The 15,585-nt window shown below is 68.7% G+C and carries 14 protein-coding genes; 11 read left to right on the forward strand and 3 right to left on the reverse strand.

Features of this window, described 5'->3' with window-relative positions; all coding sequences use genetic code 11:
- Positions 1 to 14 precede the first annotated feature (14 nt).
- From GRC12_RS19950 to GRC12_RS19970, 5 genes are read left to right on the forward strand one after another with little or no spacing between them, the layout of a single operon-like run.
- Positions 15 to 1,052: a phytanoyl-CoA dioxygenase family protein gene (locus tag GRC12_RS19950; protein ID WP_208780664.1), complete on the forward strand. Its 1,038-nt coding sequence runs from the start codon at positions 15 to 17 to the stop codon at positions 1,050 to 1,052.
- Positions 1,049 to 2,383, forward strand: a complete 1,335-nt coding sequence (locus tag GRC12_RS19955) for a DUF6271 family protein (protein WP_208780665.1) — start codon at positions 1,049 to 1,051, stop codon at positions 2,381 to 2,383. The genes GRC12_RS19950 and GRC12_RS19955 overlap by 4 nt, the downstream gene beginning before the upstream one ends.
- Positions 2,380 to 3,567 (forward strand): type III PLP-dependent enzyme, encoded by a 1,188-nt coding sequence (locus tag GRC12_RS19960; protein ID WP_208780666.1) that lies wholly within the window; start codon positions 2,380 to 2,382, stop codon positions 3,565 to 3,567. The genes GRC12_RS19955 and GRC12_RS19960 overlap by 4 nt, the downstream gene beginning before the upstream one ends.
- Positions 3,564 to 4,127, forward strand: coding sequence for a GNAT family N-acetyltransferase (locus GRC12_RS19965; protein ID WP_208780667.1), 564 nt, complete (start codon positions 3,564 to 3,566; stop codon positions 4,125 to 4,127). Before GRC12_RS19960 ends, GRC12_RS19965 begins: the two co-directional genes overlap by 4 nt.
- Complete coding sequence (locus tag GRC12_RS19970) at positions 4,112 to 5,338, forward strand: MFS transporter (protein WP_208780668.1); 1,227 nt, start codon at positions 4,112 to 4,114, stop codon at positions 5,336 to 5,338. Before GRC12_RS19965 ends, GRC12_RS19970 begins: the two co-directional genes overlap by 16 nt.
- Positions 5,339 to 5,684: 346 nt before the next feature.
- Here GRC12_RS19970 and GRC12_RS19975 read toward each other — a convergent pair whose 3' ends face one another.
- Entirely contained in the window at positions 5,685 to 6,296 is a 612-nt protein-coding gene (locus GRC12_RS19975) for a hypothetical protein (protein ID WP_208780669.1), read from the reverse strand.
- A gap of 893 nt (positions 6,297 to 7,189) precedes the next feature.
- Here GRC12_RS19975 and GRC12_RS19980 point away from each other — a divergent pair.
- The 6 genes from GRC12_RS19980 (at position 7,190) to GRC12_RS20005 (ending at position 12,566) form a co-directional block, all read left to right on the forward strand.
- The gene (locus GRC12_RS19980; protein WP_208780670.1) at positions 7,190 to 8,116 is read left to right on the forward strand and encodes an alpha/beta hydrolase; all 927 of its coding nucleotides are present in this window, start codon (positions 7,190 to 7,192) and stop codon (positions 8,114 to 8,116) included.
- Positions 8,117 to 8,128: 12 nt separating this feature from the next.
- Positions 8,129 to 9,013 carry a short-chain dehydrogenase/reductase gene (locus GRC12_RS19985; protein ID WP_208780671.1) on the forward strand — a complete coding sequence of 295 codons (885 nt, stop codon included), beginning with the start codon at positions 8,129 to 8,131 and terminating at the stop codon, positions 9,011 to 9,013.
- Between the two features lie 6 nt (positions 9,014 to 9,019).
- The gene (locus tag GRC12_RS19990; RefSeq protein ID WP_208780672.1) at positions 9,020 to 9,901 is read left to right on the forward strand and encodes an SDR family NAD(P)-dependent oxidoreductase; all 882 of its coding nucleotides are present in this window, start codon (positions 9,020 to 9,022) and stop codon (positions 9,899 to 9,901) included.
- A 67-nt stretch (positions 9,902 to 9,968) separates the two neighbouring features.
- Positions 9,969 to 10,583, forward strand: a complete 615-nt coding sequence (locus tag GRC12_RS19995) for a TetR/AcrR family transcriptional regulator (RefSeq protein WP_208780673.1) — start codon at positions 9,969 to 9,971, stop codon at positions 10,581 to 10,583.
- A 54-nt stretch (positions 10,584 to 10,637) separates the two neighbouring features.
- Complete coding sequence (locus GRC12_RS20000; protein WP_208780674.1) at positions 10,638 to 11,543, forward strand: hypothetical protein; 906 nt, start codon at positions 10,638 to 10,640, stop codon at positions 11,541 to 11,543.
- A gap of 225 nt (positions 11,544 to 11,768) precedes the next feature.
- Entirely contained in the window at positions 11,769 to 12,566 is a 798-nt protein-coding gene (locus GRC12_RS20005) for an alpha/beta fold hydrolase (protein ID WP_208780675.1), read from the forward strand.
- A gap of 271 nt (positions 12,567 to 12,837) precedes the next feature.
- Here the strand turns inward: GRC12_RS20005 and GRC12_RS20010 are convergent, their stop codons facing one another.
- Positions 12,838 to 13,989, reverse strand: a complete 1,152-nt coding sequence (locus GRC12_RS20010; protein ID WP_208780676.1) for an FAD-dependent oxidoreductase — start codon at positions 13,987 to 13,989, stop codon at positions 12,838 to 12,840.
- Between the two features lie 471 nt (positions 13,990 to 14,460).
- Positions 14,461 to 15,369: a TRAP transporter substrate-binding protein gene (locus GRC12_RS20015; RefSeq protein WP_208780677.1), complete on the reverse strand. Its 909-nt coding sequence runs from the start codon at positions 15,367 to 15,369 to the stop codon at positions 14,461 to 14,463.
- Between the last annotated feature and the right edge of the window lie 216 nt (positions 15,370 to 15,585).

The raw sequence follows: 15,585 nt of genomic DNA on the forward strand, positions 1-15,585 counted from the left end.
CTTGGAGTGATCGCATGCCGACGCCCGACCCGTATCTGTACCGCGCCCCGACACGGCGCCCCTATTTCAGCGCTGACGGTGAGACCTACCTCGCGCAGACGCAACTGAGAGAGATAAAGCTCGAGGAGCCACAGTCGCTGCGCGTGCTGTCGGAACAGGATTTCGCCTTCTGGCAGACGTATGGCTATGTGGTGGTGCGCAACGCCGTCTCTCCAGGCGCGGCAAAGAGCCTGTACGAGTTCGCCTGGGAGTTCGCGGGGCTTGACCCCGACCGGCCCGAAACCTGGTACGAGGAACGTGAGTTCCGCTCTGACCTCGACCGTGACCTGCACGTCTACGGCTTCGTAGAGGCCTACCACCATCAGCTGATGTGGGACAACCGGCAGACCCAGCGGGTCTACGGCGCCTTCGCCGATGTGTGGGACTGCGAGGAGCTGTGGGTAACCCTGGATCGGCTGAACCTCAACCCGCCCAACCGGGGCAGCCGTTCACGCTCCCTCATCGCGCCGACCGACGAGGGATTCGACATCGAGCTGCACTGGGACGTGGACACCACCCTCGGCGTGCTGCCACAGCGGGTGCAGGGCATCCTGGCCCTCAACGACACTCAGCCCGAACTCGGCGGATTCCAATGCGCACCAGAGCTGTTCCGCCAGTTCGATGAGTGGCGGATCACGCAGACGGCCGATCGGGACCCGATCAGGCCCGCGATCGACCGCGCCGAGTTCTCCGTGGTACGTCCCGATCTGCAGGCCGGCGATCTGCTGATCTTCAACGGACTGCTGGCGCACGGCGTCGCGCCCAACGTCTCCGACAACGGCGTGCGGGCCGTGCAGTACCTGTCGATGATGCCGGCACTGGAGGAACACGAAGCGCTGCGCCGCTCCCGTGTCCATTCCTGGCGGACTCTCAGCACACCCGACTGGAACGCGACGCTGCTCGGAGACGCCGATCGGCACGAATCGCTTCGCTACGGTGCCGCGACGCTCAACGACCTCGGCAGGAAACTCCTGGGGCTCGACTCCTGGAGCGAACGAGAGAGCGCCAAGTGAAGGACACCACCAGCACCGACCGGATCTGCCTGGCTCTGCCGACCAACAGGGCGTGCGAGGAGGCCATCGTCGGCATCGCCGAGGAGGCCGCGTACGCAGCCCGCACCTTTGGTATCGAGGTGCACCTGCTCATCCTCGACTCCTGCGACCAGGCCACATGGACGGAACACACCCGCGTGGGGGCCGACCTGCCGGCCACCCCCGGCGTGATCGTCCACCACCTCGACGAAGCACGCCAACGTGAGTTCCTGCGGCGCACGATCCAGCGCTCCGACCTCGCCGCACCCGACCGGCTGCTCACCCTGATGCTGCCTGCCGAACTCTCCTACGGTGCTTGTACCAACCGTGCCTTCCTCATCGCCGGCGCACTCGGATGCCGGTCGGTGCACCGCAGGGACTCGGACTCCAGCTACCAGGTGCTGGATGGCGAAAAGGTCTTTCCCATCCATCACGAGCTGGCCTCACTCGGGAAGACCGCATCCCAGGCGTCGGCGGCCGTGACGGAGACCGTCCTCGCCCCGCACCACGGCCGGCGCCGGGTGTCGATGGTCGGAGCCTCCTTCGTCGGTGAACCGTCCGTGGACATCGCGGAGATCGAGCAGCTCGACGCGGGCGTCTACCACGACGTCGTCAGCCTGTGGGCCCCCGCCCACTGGCCGGACGAGCAGAAGGGACAACTCGTCGAGGAGTCCTTCAAGGGCGCCGGAACCACCCCCTTCACCGTGGATCACTCCACCCTGACACTCGTCGACCCCATGAGGGTCGACATGTGCAACATCGCCTTCCACCACGAGGTGTACGAGCGGGTGCCGCTGCCCCCGGCGACCGACACCATAGGCAGCGACTACTTCCTCATCCACCTCGTCCACGACGCCGCACTGCCCGGCGTACTGCACAACCGCCATATCCAGAACTTCTACACACCCTTCCGACGCACCGACGCCGGTTTCCGCGCCTACCAGCTGAGGTTTGTGAAGTTCCTGCTGTCGATGCTCTACCTCAACGACGTCTACGACCGGATGAGCGCGGCCCCCGACACCGCACTGCTGGACGAGCAGGAGCGGGTCCGCGCAGACGTCATCTCCGGCTTCCTTCGCCAGAGCGCCGGTCGGGACCAGACGGAGAACGTCTGGCGACTGGACCGGGTCAGTACGGCCTATCGCAAACTGGGCGGCCGCTACGCCGAGTTCGCCGACCTGATGGACGCGCGCCGGGAGCAGCTGCTGGACGAGGCGCAACAGGACACGGAGGACTTCGCGTACCTGATCGACGCCTGGCCCGTGCTCGTGCGCGCCGCCCGGGACACCGGCCTCGGGAGTGCGGGCGCGTGAGCTGGGACCTGGACACGCGACTGGCTTCCGCCCTGGCCGCCGCTGCAACGGACCGGGTCGTTTTCGATCTCACCGGGATCGAGAGGCAGTACGACCGCCTGGTGCGCGAACTGCCGGTCACCGTACGGTTCGCGATGAAGGCATGTCCGGTCGACGAGGTGCTGACCTGCCTCGCTGACCGAGGCGCCGGATTCGACGCGGCGAGCCCCGGCGAGATCGAGCAGGCGCTACGGAGGGGCGTGCCCGCGGACCGCATCCACTACGGCAACACCGTGAAGTCCGACGCGAGCATTGCCGAGGCCCACCGGCTCGGCGTGCGGACGTTCGCCACGGACAGCGTTCAGGACGTGGCGGCCATCGCCGCCAACGCCCCCGGCGCCCGTGTGTACTGCCGCCTGACCACCAGCGGCGAAGGCGCCCTGTGGGGACTGAGCCGCAAGTTCGGCTGCTCCCGGGAGGACGCCGTCCGCGTGCTGACCGTGGCCCGTGCCGCCGGCCTGACTCCGGCCGGGCTGTCGGTACACGTGGGATCACAGCAGATGACGTACGACGCGTGGCGTCAGGCCGTCGACCAACTGGCGGACGTCCTGGTGGCGTTGCGACACCGGGCCATCGTGCTGGACCACGTCAACCTCGGCGGCGGCCTGCCCGCCCTCGGGTACCTGGACCGGCGCGGCCGCCCGCTGGAGCCGCCGCTGGACAAGATGTTCGCTGTTCTGCGCGAGGGCATCGAGGAATTGCGGCGCCTGAACGCAGCGCCTCTCGACATCGTCATGGAGCCCGGCCGTCACCTGGTCGCCGATCACGGCGCGATCCGCGCACACGTCTACCGGCTCACCGAGCGGCGGCAGGCCGACGGAGAACTGGTGCACTGGCTCTACCTCAGCTGCGGAAAATTCAACGGCCTCTACGAGATGGACGAACTCTGCCACAGGCTCGTCTTTCCGGGACACGCCGATGGCGAGTACGTCGCGGCCGTCGTGGCCGGCCCCACATGCGACAGCGACGACGCCTACAGGAGCGCACACCTACGCGTGCCCAAGGCGCTGACGTCCGGCGACCCGGTGTGGATCCTGTCCGCCGGCGCCTACGCCACCAGTTACATGACGCAAGCCTTCAACGGCTTTGGACCGCTGCCGCACATGGTGACGCCTGCCGAACTCGGCCACGCGGAGGCGGCGTGAGCGAGGAGCGGGTCGGATACGACGAGCGCATCCGTCCGGTGCGGGACTATGACTGGCCGGGCATAGCCGCGGTGGAGGCAGCGGCCTATGCGGGAACTTCACTCACCGAGGGCCTGGCGGCGCTGGAATCGAAGGGGCGCGCCTCACCGGACACCTGCTTCGTGCTGGACCTCGACGGAGACATAGAAGGCTACCTGCTCGCGCTGCCCTACCCGAGGTTCCAGTACCCACCGCTGGCCCGGGTCGACGAGCCGGCACACGACTCACGCAACCTCCATCTTCACGACATGGTCGTCGCCCCCGAGCAGCGGGGCAACGGGTGGGGGCGGGGCCTGCTGACCCGGTTGGCGGCCGCCGCGCGACCGAGGTTCGAGCACATCTCCCTCGTCGCCGTCGACGGCATGGCCCCCTTCTGGGCCGCCCACGGTTACCGGGCCCACCCACGGGTCCGGCTCCCGGAGAGCTACGGCGAAAACGCTGTGTACATGTCCATCGCGGTATCCGGCAGAGATACCAGCCCTTCGCAGGAGGCGGCCCGATTTCCATGCCCCGTGTCCTAGACGATTTCAGGCGTACGCAGTTGGCCATCGCGGCGCTGTTCTGTTTCCTGGGGTTCCAGTACGCCACCTGGGCCTCCCGCATCCCCGCCCTCAAGGAACGCCTCGATCTGAGCGCCGGCGAGGTGGGCCTGCTGCTCGTGGTCACGGGGGCGGGCGCGGTGGCCTCCTTTCCGCTCATCACGTACCTGATGCAGCGCCTCGGGGCGCGCAGCGTCGCCCTGCTGTCCGGGCTCAGCCTGGTGGCGATCCTCCTTGTGCTGGCCGTGGCCCCGAACTACCCGACGGCGCTGGTGATTGTCTGCGCGGACGGCGTGGCCGTGGGCTGTCTGAATGTGGCGATGAACGCGCAGGGCGCCGCTTTGGAGAAGGTGCACGGACGTACGGCGATGACACAGCTGCACGCCACCTTCAGTGCGGGTTCGTTCCTTGCCGCCCTGTTGTCGTCAGGGGTGACGGCACTGACTCCGGACATCGCCTTCCATTTCGCCGTCGCCGCGGTGATCCTCCTCGTGCTCCTCGCGTATGCACGTCCGCGTCTGCTCGCGGAAGAGGTTTCCGCAGCCTCCTCGGGCGAGCCGGTAGCCGAGCAGGAGGAGGGCAAGCGCCGCCGCAGGTTCACCCGGCTGACACTGGCAGTGCTCTGGCTCGGCTGCGCCATGGTGTTCGCCGAGGTCGTCGAAGGGTCCATGAACGACTGGTCCGCGCTTTATCTGAAGGACATCGCCCACGCGTCACCCCAGGTCGCGCCGTTGGGTATCGCCGTCATCTCGAGCGTGATGATCGTCGCACGCCTCTTCGGTGACGGCTGGCGCAGCCGCTGGGGTGACGCCAGCGTCGTCCGCGTCGGCAGCACGGCGGCCGGCGCCGGGCTGGGCCTCGCTCTGCTGACCGGAGGGGTTGTTCCCGCGCTCATCGGTTTCGCGTGCGTGGGGCTGGGTGTGGCCGCCGTGGCACCATGCCTCTACGTCGCCGCCGCGGCCGAAGGGCCGCAAGCTCTCTCTGTCGTCGCCGCCACGGGCACCACCGGTCTGCTCGTCGGACCCGCGCTGATCGGATTCGTCGCCGAAGTGAGCGACCTGGCCTGGGGCATGGCCGTAGTGGCAGCCTCGGCCGTCGTCGTCTCCCTGTGCACGACGCGCCTCCGCTTCGTCTCCGCGAAAGCCTCGTCCGAGGTGAGCGAGACAGACATGGTCGACAAGGGGACGACGTGATCCTTCCGCCAGGGCGGACGCTCATCCGCGGTGTCGGCTGCGGCCGATAGTGCGGACTGCTCGTGAGCCACACACAGCACCAGCGCATGCTCGGGGCCCCGGCGACGACGCACGCATCCTCTGATCGTGAAGGCTCTGCAACTGGCTACTGCTCGTCTCTGGCGTCCCCCCTCACGGGAGGTGCCGTAAGGGGGACAGTGTGAGCAGTGCGGGGTACCCAGGGCAAGGGCAGCAGGCTTGATCGAGCACCACCACTCACTGAATACAGCGCGGATCTCCCAAGAAGGGGGTGGACAACCGTTGGCCTGGCTCAGTGGACGGCGGCTGGACTCGCGCGAGGGGAGGCTCAGGTGATCGGCTGCATCATCTCGGAGCGGATCTGGAGGGTACTCCGCGCCGTAGCCTTCAGATCGAGGTTCCGTGAGGCAATGAGAGTCATGTCTGCCACCCGGGCCCAGGTGTTGCCGTCCGCCCAGACGCAGACGGGGTAGGTGAGTGTCCGTCCGTCGGTCCAGGTCCGGGTCAGCGCCTCGCAGCTGATTTTGATGCGGGAGCCGGACGGGGTGTCATCTTCCGGAGGCGTGAGCACCTTGACCTGGCTGTTCTTGGAGGCGTTGTCCGCCAGGACGCGGGAGCGCACCTCTTCGGTGTTCTTGAACCGGCCGTACATGCCGGTCACTGCGAGATCACCCTTTTCGACGCTTGCCGGCCGGTAGACGGCGGCGATGCCGTGGACGTCCTCGGCATCCCAGCTGTGCCTCCAGATCCTCTGCAGCGCCGGGCCCTCGGTCAGGGAGTCGTCCTCTTCCAGCATGAAGCGGCCGTCGAGCAGGGTTCGCGGCACGGTCAGGGAGAACTGTCCTCGGGGATAGCCGCTCTCGAGCTCCTTCCCTATCAGCACCAGCGTCGCCACGAGCACAACGACCAGGAAGACAACCCCGCCGATGATCGCGGCCACGAGGGGGACCTGGCTCTTCGTCGGCGGGGCAGGGGGCGTAGTGCCCCAGGGGGAGACAGGCGTCTGGTACGGCGATTGTGGCGCCGGGGGCATGGACACGCCAGAACAGTACTCAAAGTCCCCGAGACATTTCACGGGTGCCCCCGCTTCAGGGGCGTCACAGTCCGCAACGCGCGCGGTAGACACCGCCATGAACTGGTCCTTGACGGCCACCGCTTGAACTAGCAGGGCTTCAGGGATCGAGAAGCCCTCGGTTCTGTCCCTTCCCACGACCGCAGGCCCGCCCTCAGGACCGCAGCCTGACGGACGTGTTCGGCGAGCAGCTGTGCGAGATCGTGGAAGCAAGGTGCCCGCGTGCGCCAGCCGAGGAAATGGAGCGCGCCGAGGCCCAGTTGGACGCGAGTGGGTGCCGAGGCCCAGCTGGACGCGAGTGGCTGGACGGGCTCGCGCACGCGCCGCGCCGACGAAGTGTGCCGCTACGCCGCTCTGACCCGCACGCGTTGTCGGACGCGAGCCGTACGCCGGGGCCCGGTGCCCGGTCCGCGAACCAAGCGCACTCGGACCGTCGGCCGTTCTTTGCCTGGACCACCGACCGCCCTGTGGGCCGACAGCGTTCGGGTCGCATGCGCGTCGCGACGTCCGCCAAGGACATGCCGGCCCCATCTCCGAGGGGCACGCCGGCCTCGCTGTTCCGCCGGTCATCGTCCCTTTCGCCGACCAGTCGGTCAGCGCGGCGCTGACGTAGGGCGTGGCTCAGGACCTAGCGGAGACGTGACGTGTTCGTTGCCGCCGACTTGCTTTACAGCCCCGCAATATTGGATTAACTTCCAATGTTGGAAGCACTTCCAAATGTCCCGCGAGCCCAACGATGCGAGCCGTGTTACGGAGGTCTGATGACCGACCGATTGAATGTGACGTTTCCTTCGGGGTCGGACGAGTGTCACGCCTGGCTGTACGTGCCCGAGGGCGGGGGGCGGCGTCCCGTGCTGGTCATGGCACACGGTCTCGGTGGGGTCCGCGATATGCGGCTGGACGCCTACGCCGAGCGTTTCGCCGCCGTCGGCTACGCGTGTCTGGTGTTCGACTACCGGCACTTCGGGGCCAGTGGCGGCCAGCCGCGACAGCTACTGAGCATCAGGCGGCAGCTCCAGGACTGGCGGGCCGCCGTGGCGTACGCGCGGTCCCGGCCGGAGGCCGATCCTCGGCGTGTGGTGCTGTGGGGCACCTCTTTCGGCGGTGGCCATGTCCTGGCGACGGCCGCCCAGGACCCGGCCGTCGCCGCCGTCATCGCCCAGGGCCTGTTCACCGACGGTGTCGCCTCTGCCCTGGCGATGCGCCCGGACACCTCGGTGAAGGTGATGGCCCGCGCGGTCCGTGATGTGGTCTGCGCCCGTCTTGGGCGCCCTCCCGTCATGGTCGCGACGGCGGGGCCGCCCGGATCCGCCGCGTTGATGACCGCTGCGGACGCCGAGCCCGGCTACCTGGCCCTCGTGCCCGACGACGCGCTCTTCTCCAACCAGGTTGCGGCGCGGTTCGCCCTGGACATCCTCCGCTACCGGCCGGGCCGCCGGACCGCGAAGATCGCATGCCCGGTGCTGTTCTGCGTGTGCGAGCAAGACAGCGTGGCCCCCGCGCGGCAGACCCTGCGCCATGCCCGCAGGGCCCCGCGCGGTGAGATCCGCCGCTACTCCGACGGTCACTTCGACATCTACCTCGGTGAGCCCTTCGAACGCGTTGTCACGGACCAGCTCGGCTTCCTGGCCCGGCACGTCCCCATCGGCTCCGCACCCGGTGAGGCCCCGGGACCCACGACACCCTGAAAGAGGTACGAGATGCCCGCCTACCCGATTGCGGGGAAGACCGTCTTCATCACCGGCGCAGCCGGAGGCATCGGTGCGGCCACCGCCCGCACGCTGCACTCGCGCGGAGCCAACGTGGTCCTCGCCGACCGTGGCATCGACGCCACATCGGTCCTCGCCCGCCACCTCGGCGGCGACAGGACACTGGCGCTGTCGGTGGATGTCACCGACAGCGCCGCACTGGCCGACGCGGTGGACCGTACGGTCGACCGGTTCGGCGGCCTGGATGTCGTCTTCGCCAACGCGGGGATCGCGGCCGATCCGCCGGCGACGATCGCCACCATCGATCCGGCCGTGTTCGAGCGCGTCGTCGAAGTGGACCTGCTGGGCGTCTGGCGCACCGTTCGCGCCGCACTGCCGCACGTCATCGCGGCGCGCGGGCACGTCCTGGTCACCGCTTCGGTGTACGCCTACTTCAACGGCATGACCAACGCCCCCTACGCCATGTCGAAGGCCGGCGTCGAGCAGTTCGGCCGCGCCCTGCGCGCCGAACTCGGCATCCACGGCGCCAGCGCCGGGGTGCTCTACCCCGGCTGGGTCCACACGCCCATCGCTAAGGCAGCCTTCGGAAGCAGCGACATCACCACCCGCATGCGCGAGATCGCCTTCCCGTCCCTGCTCGGCAAGGCCATCTCCCCCACGCGCGTCGCGGACGCCGTCGTCCGCGGCATCGAGAACCGCTCGGCCCGTGTCATGGTCCCCCGCAGATGGGTACCGTTTTCGGCCCTGCGCGGCGTCCTCAATCCCGTCACCGATCTCATCGCCGAACGCCACCCCGAACTGCGCCGACTCCTGCGCCGACTCGAGGAATCCGCCGACCCCGCAGGCAAGTCCCCGCAGACCAACTCACCGAGGTAGGCCGTCATGACCCGTTACGACCTGGCCGGGCGCACCGTCGCCCTCACCGGCTCCACCGGCGGCCTCGGCATCGCCCTGGCCAACGCCCTGCGCGAGCGGGGTGCCAACCTCGCACTGCTCGACCTCGACGCCGAGGCGGCGCAGGCTCAGGCGGAGAAACTGGGCGGCGACACAGTCGCCCGGGGCTGGGGCGTGGACGTCCGTGATCTCGCCGCACTGCAGACGGCCACGGACGAGGCCGCCGCGCACTTCGGACGCCTCGATGTCGCCGTCGCCGGCGCGGGCATCGACACCATGGCCCCCCTGGCGACGATCGACCCTGCCGCCTACGAGCGGGTGATCGACATCAACCTCAACGGCGTCTGGCGCACCTTCCGGGCGGCTCTGCCCCACGTCGAGGCCCAACGCGGCTATCTCCTCGCGATCTCCTCCATGGCCGCCTTCGTGCACTCGCCGCTCCAGGTCTCCTACACCGCGAGCAAGGCCGGCGTGTGGGCGATGTGCGACAGCCTTCGCCTGGAGGTTCGCCACCTGGGTGTCGGTGTCGGCAGCGCCCACCCCACGTTCTTCCGCACTCCGATGATGGACGACGTGACCGCGGACCCGGCCGGGCACACCCTCTGGGGCGGCAACTCCAAGGGGTTGTGGAATATGGTGCCGCTGGAGAAGGTCATCGCCGGCATCGTCCGCGGCATCGAGCTCCGTGCCGATCGCGTCGTCGTCCCCAGGTCCCTCACCCTGACCGCGAACGCTCCCGGCCTGTTCCGGCCGATACTCGAACGTGTCGGTTTCCGCTCTCAGACGGTCCGGCGCGCCCTCAACCTCGCCTCGGCGTCGGGCTGGCACGACCCGGCGGTGCATGAGCGCCACCAGGCCGGTTCCCGCTGAAATCCGGGCTGGAGGAAGTGGCCCAGGGGGTCCGGCCGTTCGAGCACCTCGTAAAGTAGCGAAGACCATGACAATCAAGGTCACACGCACGACACGTCGGGCCGCCGCAACCCGTGCGGCCATCGTCGACGCCGCCGAGGAACTGCTGGCCTCCGGAGGCCCCGACGCGGTCACCTTGGAAGGCATCGCGGAACGCGCGGATGTCGCCGTGCAGACGGTGTACAACCGGGTGGGCGGCCGCGCGGCCGTTCTCATCGCGGTTGCCGAGCGGGCACTCGAGGACAACCGGACCTACATGGACGACGCCTACGCCGCCCCGGGCACCCCGGTGGAACGCATCAGGGCCGCCTCGGCCGCGTACGTCCGCTTCGCCGCCGAGCGCCCGCACCAGTTCCGCCTGCTGGCCGAGCCGCCGGACGAACCCGCGGCCCTGGAACGGGTCGCCGCGCTCGTCGACGAGCAGAACGCCAAACTCGCCGCCGCCCTGGCCGACGGGGTGGCCGACGGCTCCCTCGCCGCCGACCTCGACCCCGTCACCACCGCCACCGCTCTGTGGGCTGCCATGAACGGCGTTCTCGGCCTCTCCTGGCGCGCGGACCGACTCCGCGCTGACGCCTCCCAATTGACGGAACTCGTCGCAGCTGTGGAAAGGGTGGTTCTCCGCGGACTGCTCGCCCGCTGAAGTCCGCCCGGGGCCCGACCTGTGCCCGGAGCCGGTCAATGCGCACCGCCGAGGTTGAGGATCACGGCCTTCTCCCGCTGGGCCGCCCACTCCCAGGGCATCCAGCTCGACCGCGCCGGACGACTGGCACAGCGACTGCTGGAACAGGGCGAGGCCTCCGCCGATCCGGTCGTCCGAACCTACGGCTGGCACGCGTGGGGCATACACCAATGGGACGTCGGCAACATCGGCGAGGCGTTCCGGTATCTGAGCCGAAGCCGCTCCACCGTGCTCGACGATCTGGCCGACGTCGGGGAGGACACACTCCGGCGCGACCTGCGCCTGCTCGGCCCCGCCATGCTCGCGCTCATGACAGCGCTGCACGGCGACGCCGACACGGCACGGGCGCTGTTCGACACGATCAAGGCCACCGCTGACGGCGACGCCTATGTGCTCACCGTCTGGGCGGCCTTCGCCTGTACGGCCGCGGCACTCTCCGGCGACCCCGTGAGGGCGCTGCACACGGCCGAACGCGGCAGCGCCCTGGACCCGGAGTTCTCCTTCGTCTCCCTGGGCAGCTATCAGCGGCTGACGCAGTGCTGGGCGCATGCCGTGACCGGAGAGGACCCGGCCGGATCGGCAGCGCAGGCACAACGCCTCATCACCAGCACTGGCCGACCCACCACGCTCCGGTCTGGCGACCTGGCACGGCCTCCTCGGCGAGATGTGGCTTGCCGCGGGCAGACTCGACGAAGCCACGGCAGCCCTCGACCAAGCCGACTCGGCCCTCGACGCCTACGGCCAGCGCTACGCCGAGAGCTTCCTGCTCCTGTTGCGCGCGCGGCTGATGGGGCCCGCGGCGCGCCGGTCGCCGCCGTCCGGGCGGCCGCCGAGCGGGCCCGGGCGCTCTCCGCCGAGCGCGAGGCCCACCTGTTCGCCCGCCGCGCCGAGGAGTTGCTGGCCGGGCTGGCCGACACGTAAGGACACCGCATCGGCACCGTGGACGGTACGTCATGGTGACGGAGCGCCGATGGCCGTTGCGAACGTATCCGCAGGCCGGTCCGCCGCGCTTGACGACAACGGAACCGACGGTGAATCAGAGCCCGGCGCACGCCCGGAGTTCCGTTCAGTGCGCGTCAAGTGACCCGCCCTACGCTGACCGGCGATCACCCTCGAGAACGCCGGAGAGCGAAGGGGCATACACCGATGACGACAACTCGCCGGGCACTGTTGGCCGGATCCGCCGCGGTCGTAGCAGGAGCCGCACTCGACACGCCCACCGCACAGGCACACACCACAAGCAGCAGCGGCAAGAAGCCCACCGTGGTACTCGTGCACGGCGCATTCGCCGACGCCTCCGGCTGGAACGGCGTCGCCTCCCGGCTCATCCACGACGGCTATCCGGTCATCGCCCCGCCCAACCCACTGCGCAGCGTGGCCTCCGACTCCGCCTATGTGGCCGGCATCCTCGCGACTCTCAGCGGCCCGCTCGTCCTGGTCGCGCACTCCTACGGCGGGATCGTCGTCACCAACGCAGCTGCCGGCAATCCGAACGTGAAGGCCCTGGTGTACGTGGACGCGTTCGTGCCCGATCAGGGCGAGACGTTGCAGGGCCTGCAGACGAAGTACCCGGGAAGCAGAATCAACGAGGCGGCGCTGGACTTCCGTCCCTACGGCGAGGGTCTCGTCGACGCCTACATCAAGAAGGAGTTCTTCCACGACGTATTCGCCGCGGACCTGCCCAGGTCGACCACCGATCTGATGTGGGCCGGCCAGCGGCCGGCCGACACGCGCGCCCTCGGGGAGCCGTCCGGCCCCCCGGCCTGGAAGACCATTCCGTCCTGGTACCTCGTGGGCCGAGACGACCAGGTGCTGCCCCCGGCGGCCCAGCGGTTCATGGCGCGCCGGGCGGGCGCACACACCTGCGAGGCCGACACCTCGCATGTCGCGATGATCTCGCAGCCCGCGGCGACGGCCGCGCTGATCAAACGCGCAGCATGCTGACCCACCAGGCCGGCGAAGCCCGGGGAGTGTCATTGCTCCCGACACAACCCGCGGACGGCGACACCCCGCGACGGCCGAGCTCATCAACCGCGCCGCGGGCTGACCAGCCGGGGCCGAGCAAAGGACGAGCCGATGCATCAGCATGCGTACGACAGCCAGTGCGGCGCCGATGAGAACCGGCACACCCTCGCGACCTCGACAAAACCGGCGGGTGCGCGCCGGCTGTGCCTCACCGGGACGACGCGGCCGGGACAGAGGTGCTGTCGGTGGACTACCAGGCGTTGATGGCCGCTGCCGTGGAGGCGGAGCGATCGAACAGAGTGACTACGCTCTGCGGTGCTTCCTGGCCGAAGAACATCTCCAGGTTCTGCGCCGAGCGGCTGGCCGCGTCGCCACTACGCATGAACAGCCGCTCTTCGTAGGCCGCGAGCGCGATCTCGCTGTCGGGTTGCTCAACCAGCTTGCTCGCCAGGTCCGCGCCGTCGTACATGGCGAGGTTCGCCCCCTCGCCGGCGAACGGCGACATCAGATGCGCGGCGTCGCCGACGAGCGTCACGCCGGGCACCCTGTCCCATGTGAGTCCGACGGGCAGGGCATAGATGGGGCGGAGCCACGGTTCCACGTCGCTCTGTGTCACGAAGGCGGTGAGCAGCGGCGACCAGCCATGGAACTCGTCGGCAAGTTGACGGAGGCCAGCGGACGGGTCGGCAAAGTTGATCGACCTCATCCACTCCTCGGGCTTGTTCAGCGCCACGTATCCGCGCACCTGCCCGTCGGCATGGCGATGCGCGATGATGCCTTTGCCCGGCGCGACCGCCATCAGTGTGCCGCTGCCGATCGCAGCCACGCTCGCCAGACAGTTCTGGTCGCGCGAGGCGAGGGCGATCTCGATGAAGCAGGTTCCGCTGAAGACAGGCTTGGCGGGGGTGAGCAGCGGACGCACTTTCGACCAGGCACCGTCCGCGCCGATGACGATGTCGGCGCGCGTGGCGGAACCTTCCGCGAAGGTGAGGACGTAGCCGCCCTCCGGAAGGTGCCGGACCGAGGTGACCTTGCGGTCCCACCTGATCGTCCCGGGCGTCAACGAGTCGATGAGCAGGCGCCTGAGTTCGCCGCGATCCACCTCAGGACGGGCCGAACCGGGGTCCGCAGGCATGTCGAACAGGATCGTGCCGTGGCGGTCCACCACACGCTTGGCATCCTCGCCCGGGCGGACCAGGGTGAGGAACTCGTCGTACAGACCAGCTGTGCGAAGCGCGACCTGTCCGGTCTCTTCGTGGATGTCAAGCAGGCCGCCCTGTGCACGGGTCGTCGCCGAAGCCTCACCCTCGTAGATCGTCGCGGCGACGGCGTGAGTCTGAAGCACCCGCGCGAGCGTCAGCCCACCCAGTCCCGCTCCGACAATGGCGATGGTCTTCTGCATGCTGCGCTCCTGTGTTGCGCCGACACGCGCCGGCGATGGTCAGCGCCAAAAGCGGACGGAATGCCCGATCTCGGCAAGGAGACGCTCACCGATCAGAACCATCTGCATCGATGTACGAGCGATGTCCGGCGGGTGGACCGCGGAACATCGTTTTTCGCGACCTCGTGACTATAACTCGGTATCCGCCGCGCGGTGACCGGGACCGCTCACGCTGAGACGCACCGCGCCAACCACGTTCATCCTCGACAACCGCCCCGACCGGCTCGGCAGTGCTGGCGGAAAGATGACACTCGCTGTACTTCCCTGGGTGCACGGACCTGTCCGTCCACATCAGACACGTCACGGAGCTGCCCGCATGACGACGTCCGCGCGGGCGTACGAGCTCGTCGCTGCTCTGACGGGAGAAGAGCCAGGGCGGCCTCCAAGTCCGGCCCGCAGAAGTGCAGCTGGCCCAAACGTCGTCGGCTGGCATCAGCAGTGCAGGGCGGGTTCCGGCTTCGCTCCCTTCACCAGCGACTTCACCAGCGTGAACACTTCGCCGGTCTGGGGGTCATGCTCGAGGCGGGTGTCAACCGCAGCCACGGCGACACGGTATGCCGCAAGCTGCGCCGCACTGGCCTGCCCGACGACCAGCCCTGCCGCGCAGAGTTGGGTGAGTTCATCCGCATCCTCTGCCTGCAGTTCCGACATCGTGTCCTCGAAGGTGGCGGACGCGGCGTGGATGAGCGCCTGGCGTTGTTCGGGACTCAGGCGCTTCAGCGCGGTGTCACTGATGAAGGGGACGACCATGCGGGGCCACAGCACCAGATTCCCTGCGAGATACTTCTTGGAGGAGATGTAGCCTTCGTGGTTGAAGGAGGCGATCGAGGACTCGATGCCGTCCATGTCGCTGACCGACCCGGAGAGCGGATACCAGCGGGTGCGTGCGCCCAGCGCGTGGAAAGTGTCGTCTGCCAGTTTCGACTGTGCCACGCCGACGAGTCGCCCGCGCAGGCCGGTTGGGGTCGGGGCCGAGCGCCTCGCGGTGAACAGGTAGCGAAATTGGCCCGGCAGCAGGCCGAGGCCGGTGATCCCCGGGACGCTCAGTGCGGTGCCCAGCCGCTTGTACAGGGGGCTCTTGACCAGCCGTTCCTGGGCCACGTAACTCGTGATCAGCTCTGGCGCGCTGAGTATCCGCACGGGGCCGGGGAAAGCCCGCGTGCCTGCCACCCCCAGATCCGCTTTGCCCGCCTGCACATCGGCGATAGTGCCGTTCTCGTAGGCGAGTTGGCCCGTCCGCCACTTGAGCTTGGTGTCGATCTGCAGGGATCCCTCAGTCGCCTTGGCGACCTGTTGGATGAACCTGTCCACCGAAGACGTGGTGCCGTAGGGGACGGCCATCGTCAGATGGACCACTTTTGGGGACGTTCCCGTCGGGTCGGATCTGGAGTGCTGCGCCTTCGGTGCGCCCGATGTGCAAGCGGCGAGCGCTAGTGCTGTGACCGCGTTGGTTCGCCGGGTTGGTGGTCGTGGCGGTTGGATGTGGAGTGACGTCCGATCCGATCGCTGGAGGCGCGGTGGCCGAGCCCGTCCGTGTGCGCAGACTGACCGACCAGG

Origin of the sequence: Streptomyces griseorubiginosus, from assembly GCF_017614965.1 — a bacterium.
Classification (GTDB): domain Bacteria; phylum Actinomycetota; class Actinomycetes; order Streptomycetales; family Streptomycetaceae; genus Streptomyces; species Streptomyces griseorubiginosus_B.

Bases quoted from the DNA above. Each gene is read 5' to 3' on its own strand.
- GRC12_RS19950 (WP_208780664.1), top strand. From the start codon at position 15: ATGCCGACGCCCGACCCGTATCTGTACCGCGCCCCGACACGGCGCCCC.
- GRC12_RS19970 (WP_208780668.1), top strand. From the start codon at position 4,112: ATGCCCCGTGTCCTAGACGATTTCAGGCGTACGCAGTTGGCCATCGCG.
- GRC12_RS19980 (WP_208780670.1), top strand. From the start codon at position 7,190: ATGACCGACCGATTGAATGTGACGTTTCCTTCGGGGTCGGACGAGTGT.
- GRC12_RS19985 (WP_208780671.1), top strand. From the start codon at position 8,129: ATGCCCGCCTACCCGATTGCGGGGAAGACCGTCTTCATCACCGGCGCA.
- GRC12_RS19990 (WP_208780672.1), top strand. From the start codon at position 9,020: ATGACCCGTTACGACCTGGCCGGGCGCACCGTCGCCCTCACCGGCTCC.
- GRC12_RS19995 (WP_208780673.1), top strand. From the start codon at position 9,969: ATGACAATCAAGGTCACACGCACGACACGTCGGGCCGCCGCAACCCGT.
- GRC12_RS20005 (WP_208780675.1), top strand. From the start codon at position 11,769: ATGACGACAACTCGCCGGGCACTGTTGGCCGGATCCGCCGCGGTCGTA.
- GRC12_RS20010 (WP_208780676.1), bottom strand. From the start codon at position 13,989: ATGCAGAAGACCATCGCCATTGTCGGAGCGGGACTGGGTGGGCTGACG.
- GRC12_RS20015 (WP_208780677.1), bottom strand. From the start codon at position 15,369: ATGGCCGTCCCCTACGGCACCACGTCTTCGGTGGACAGGTTCATCCAA.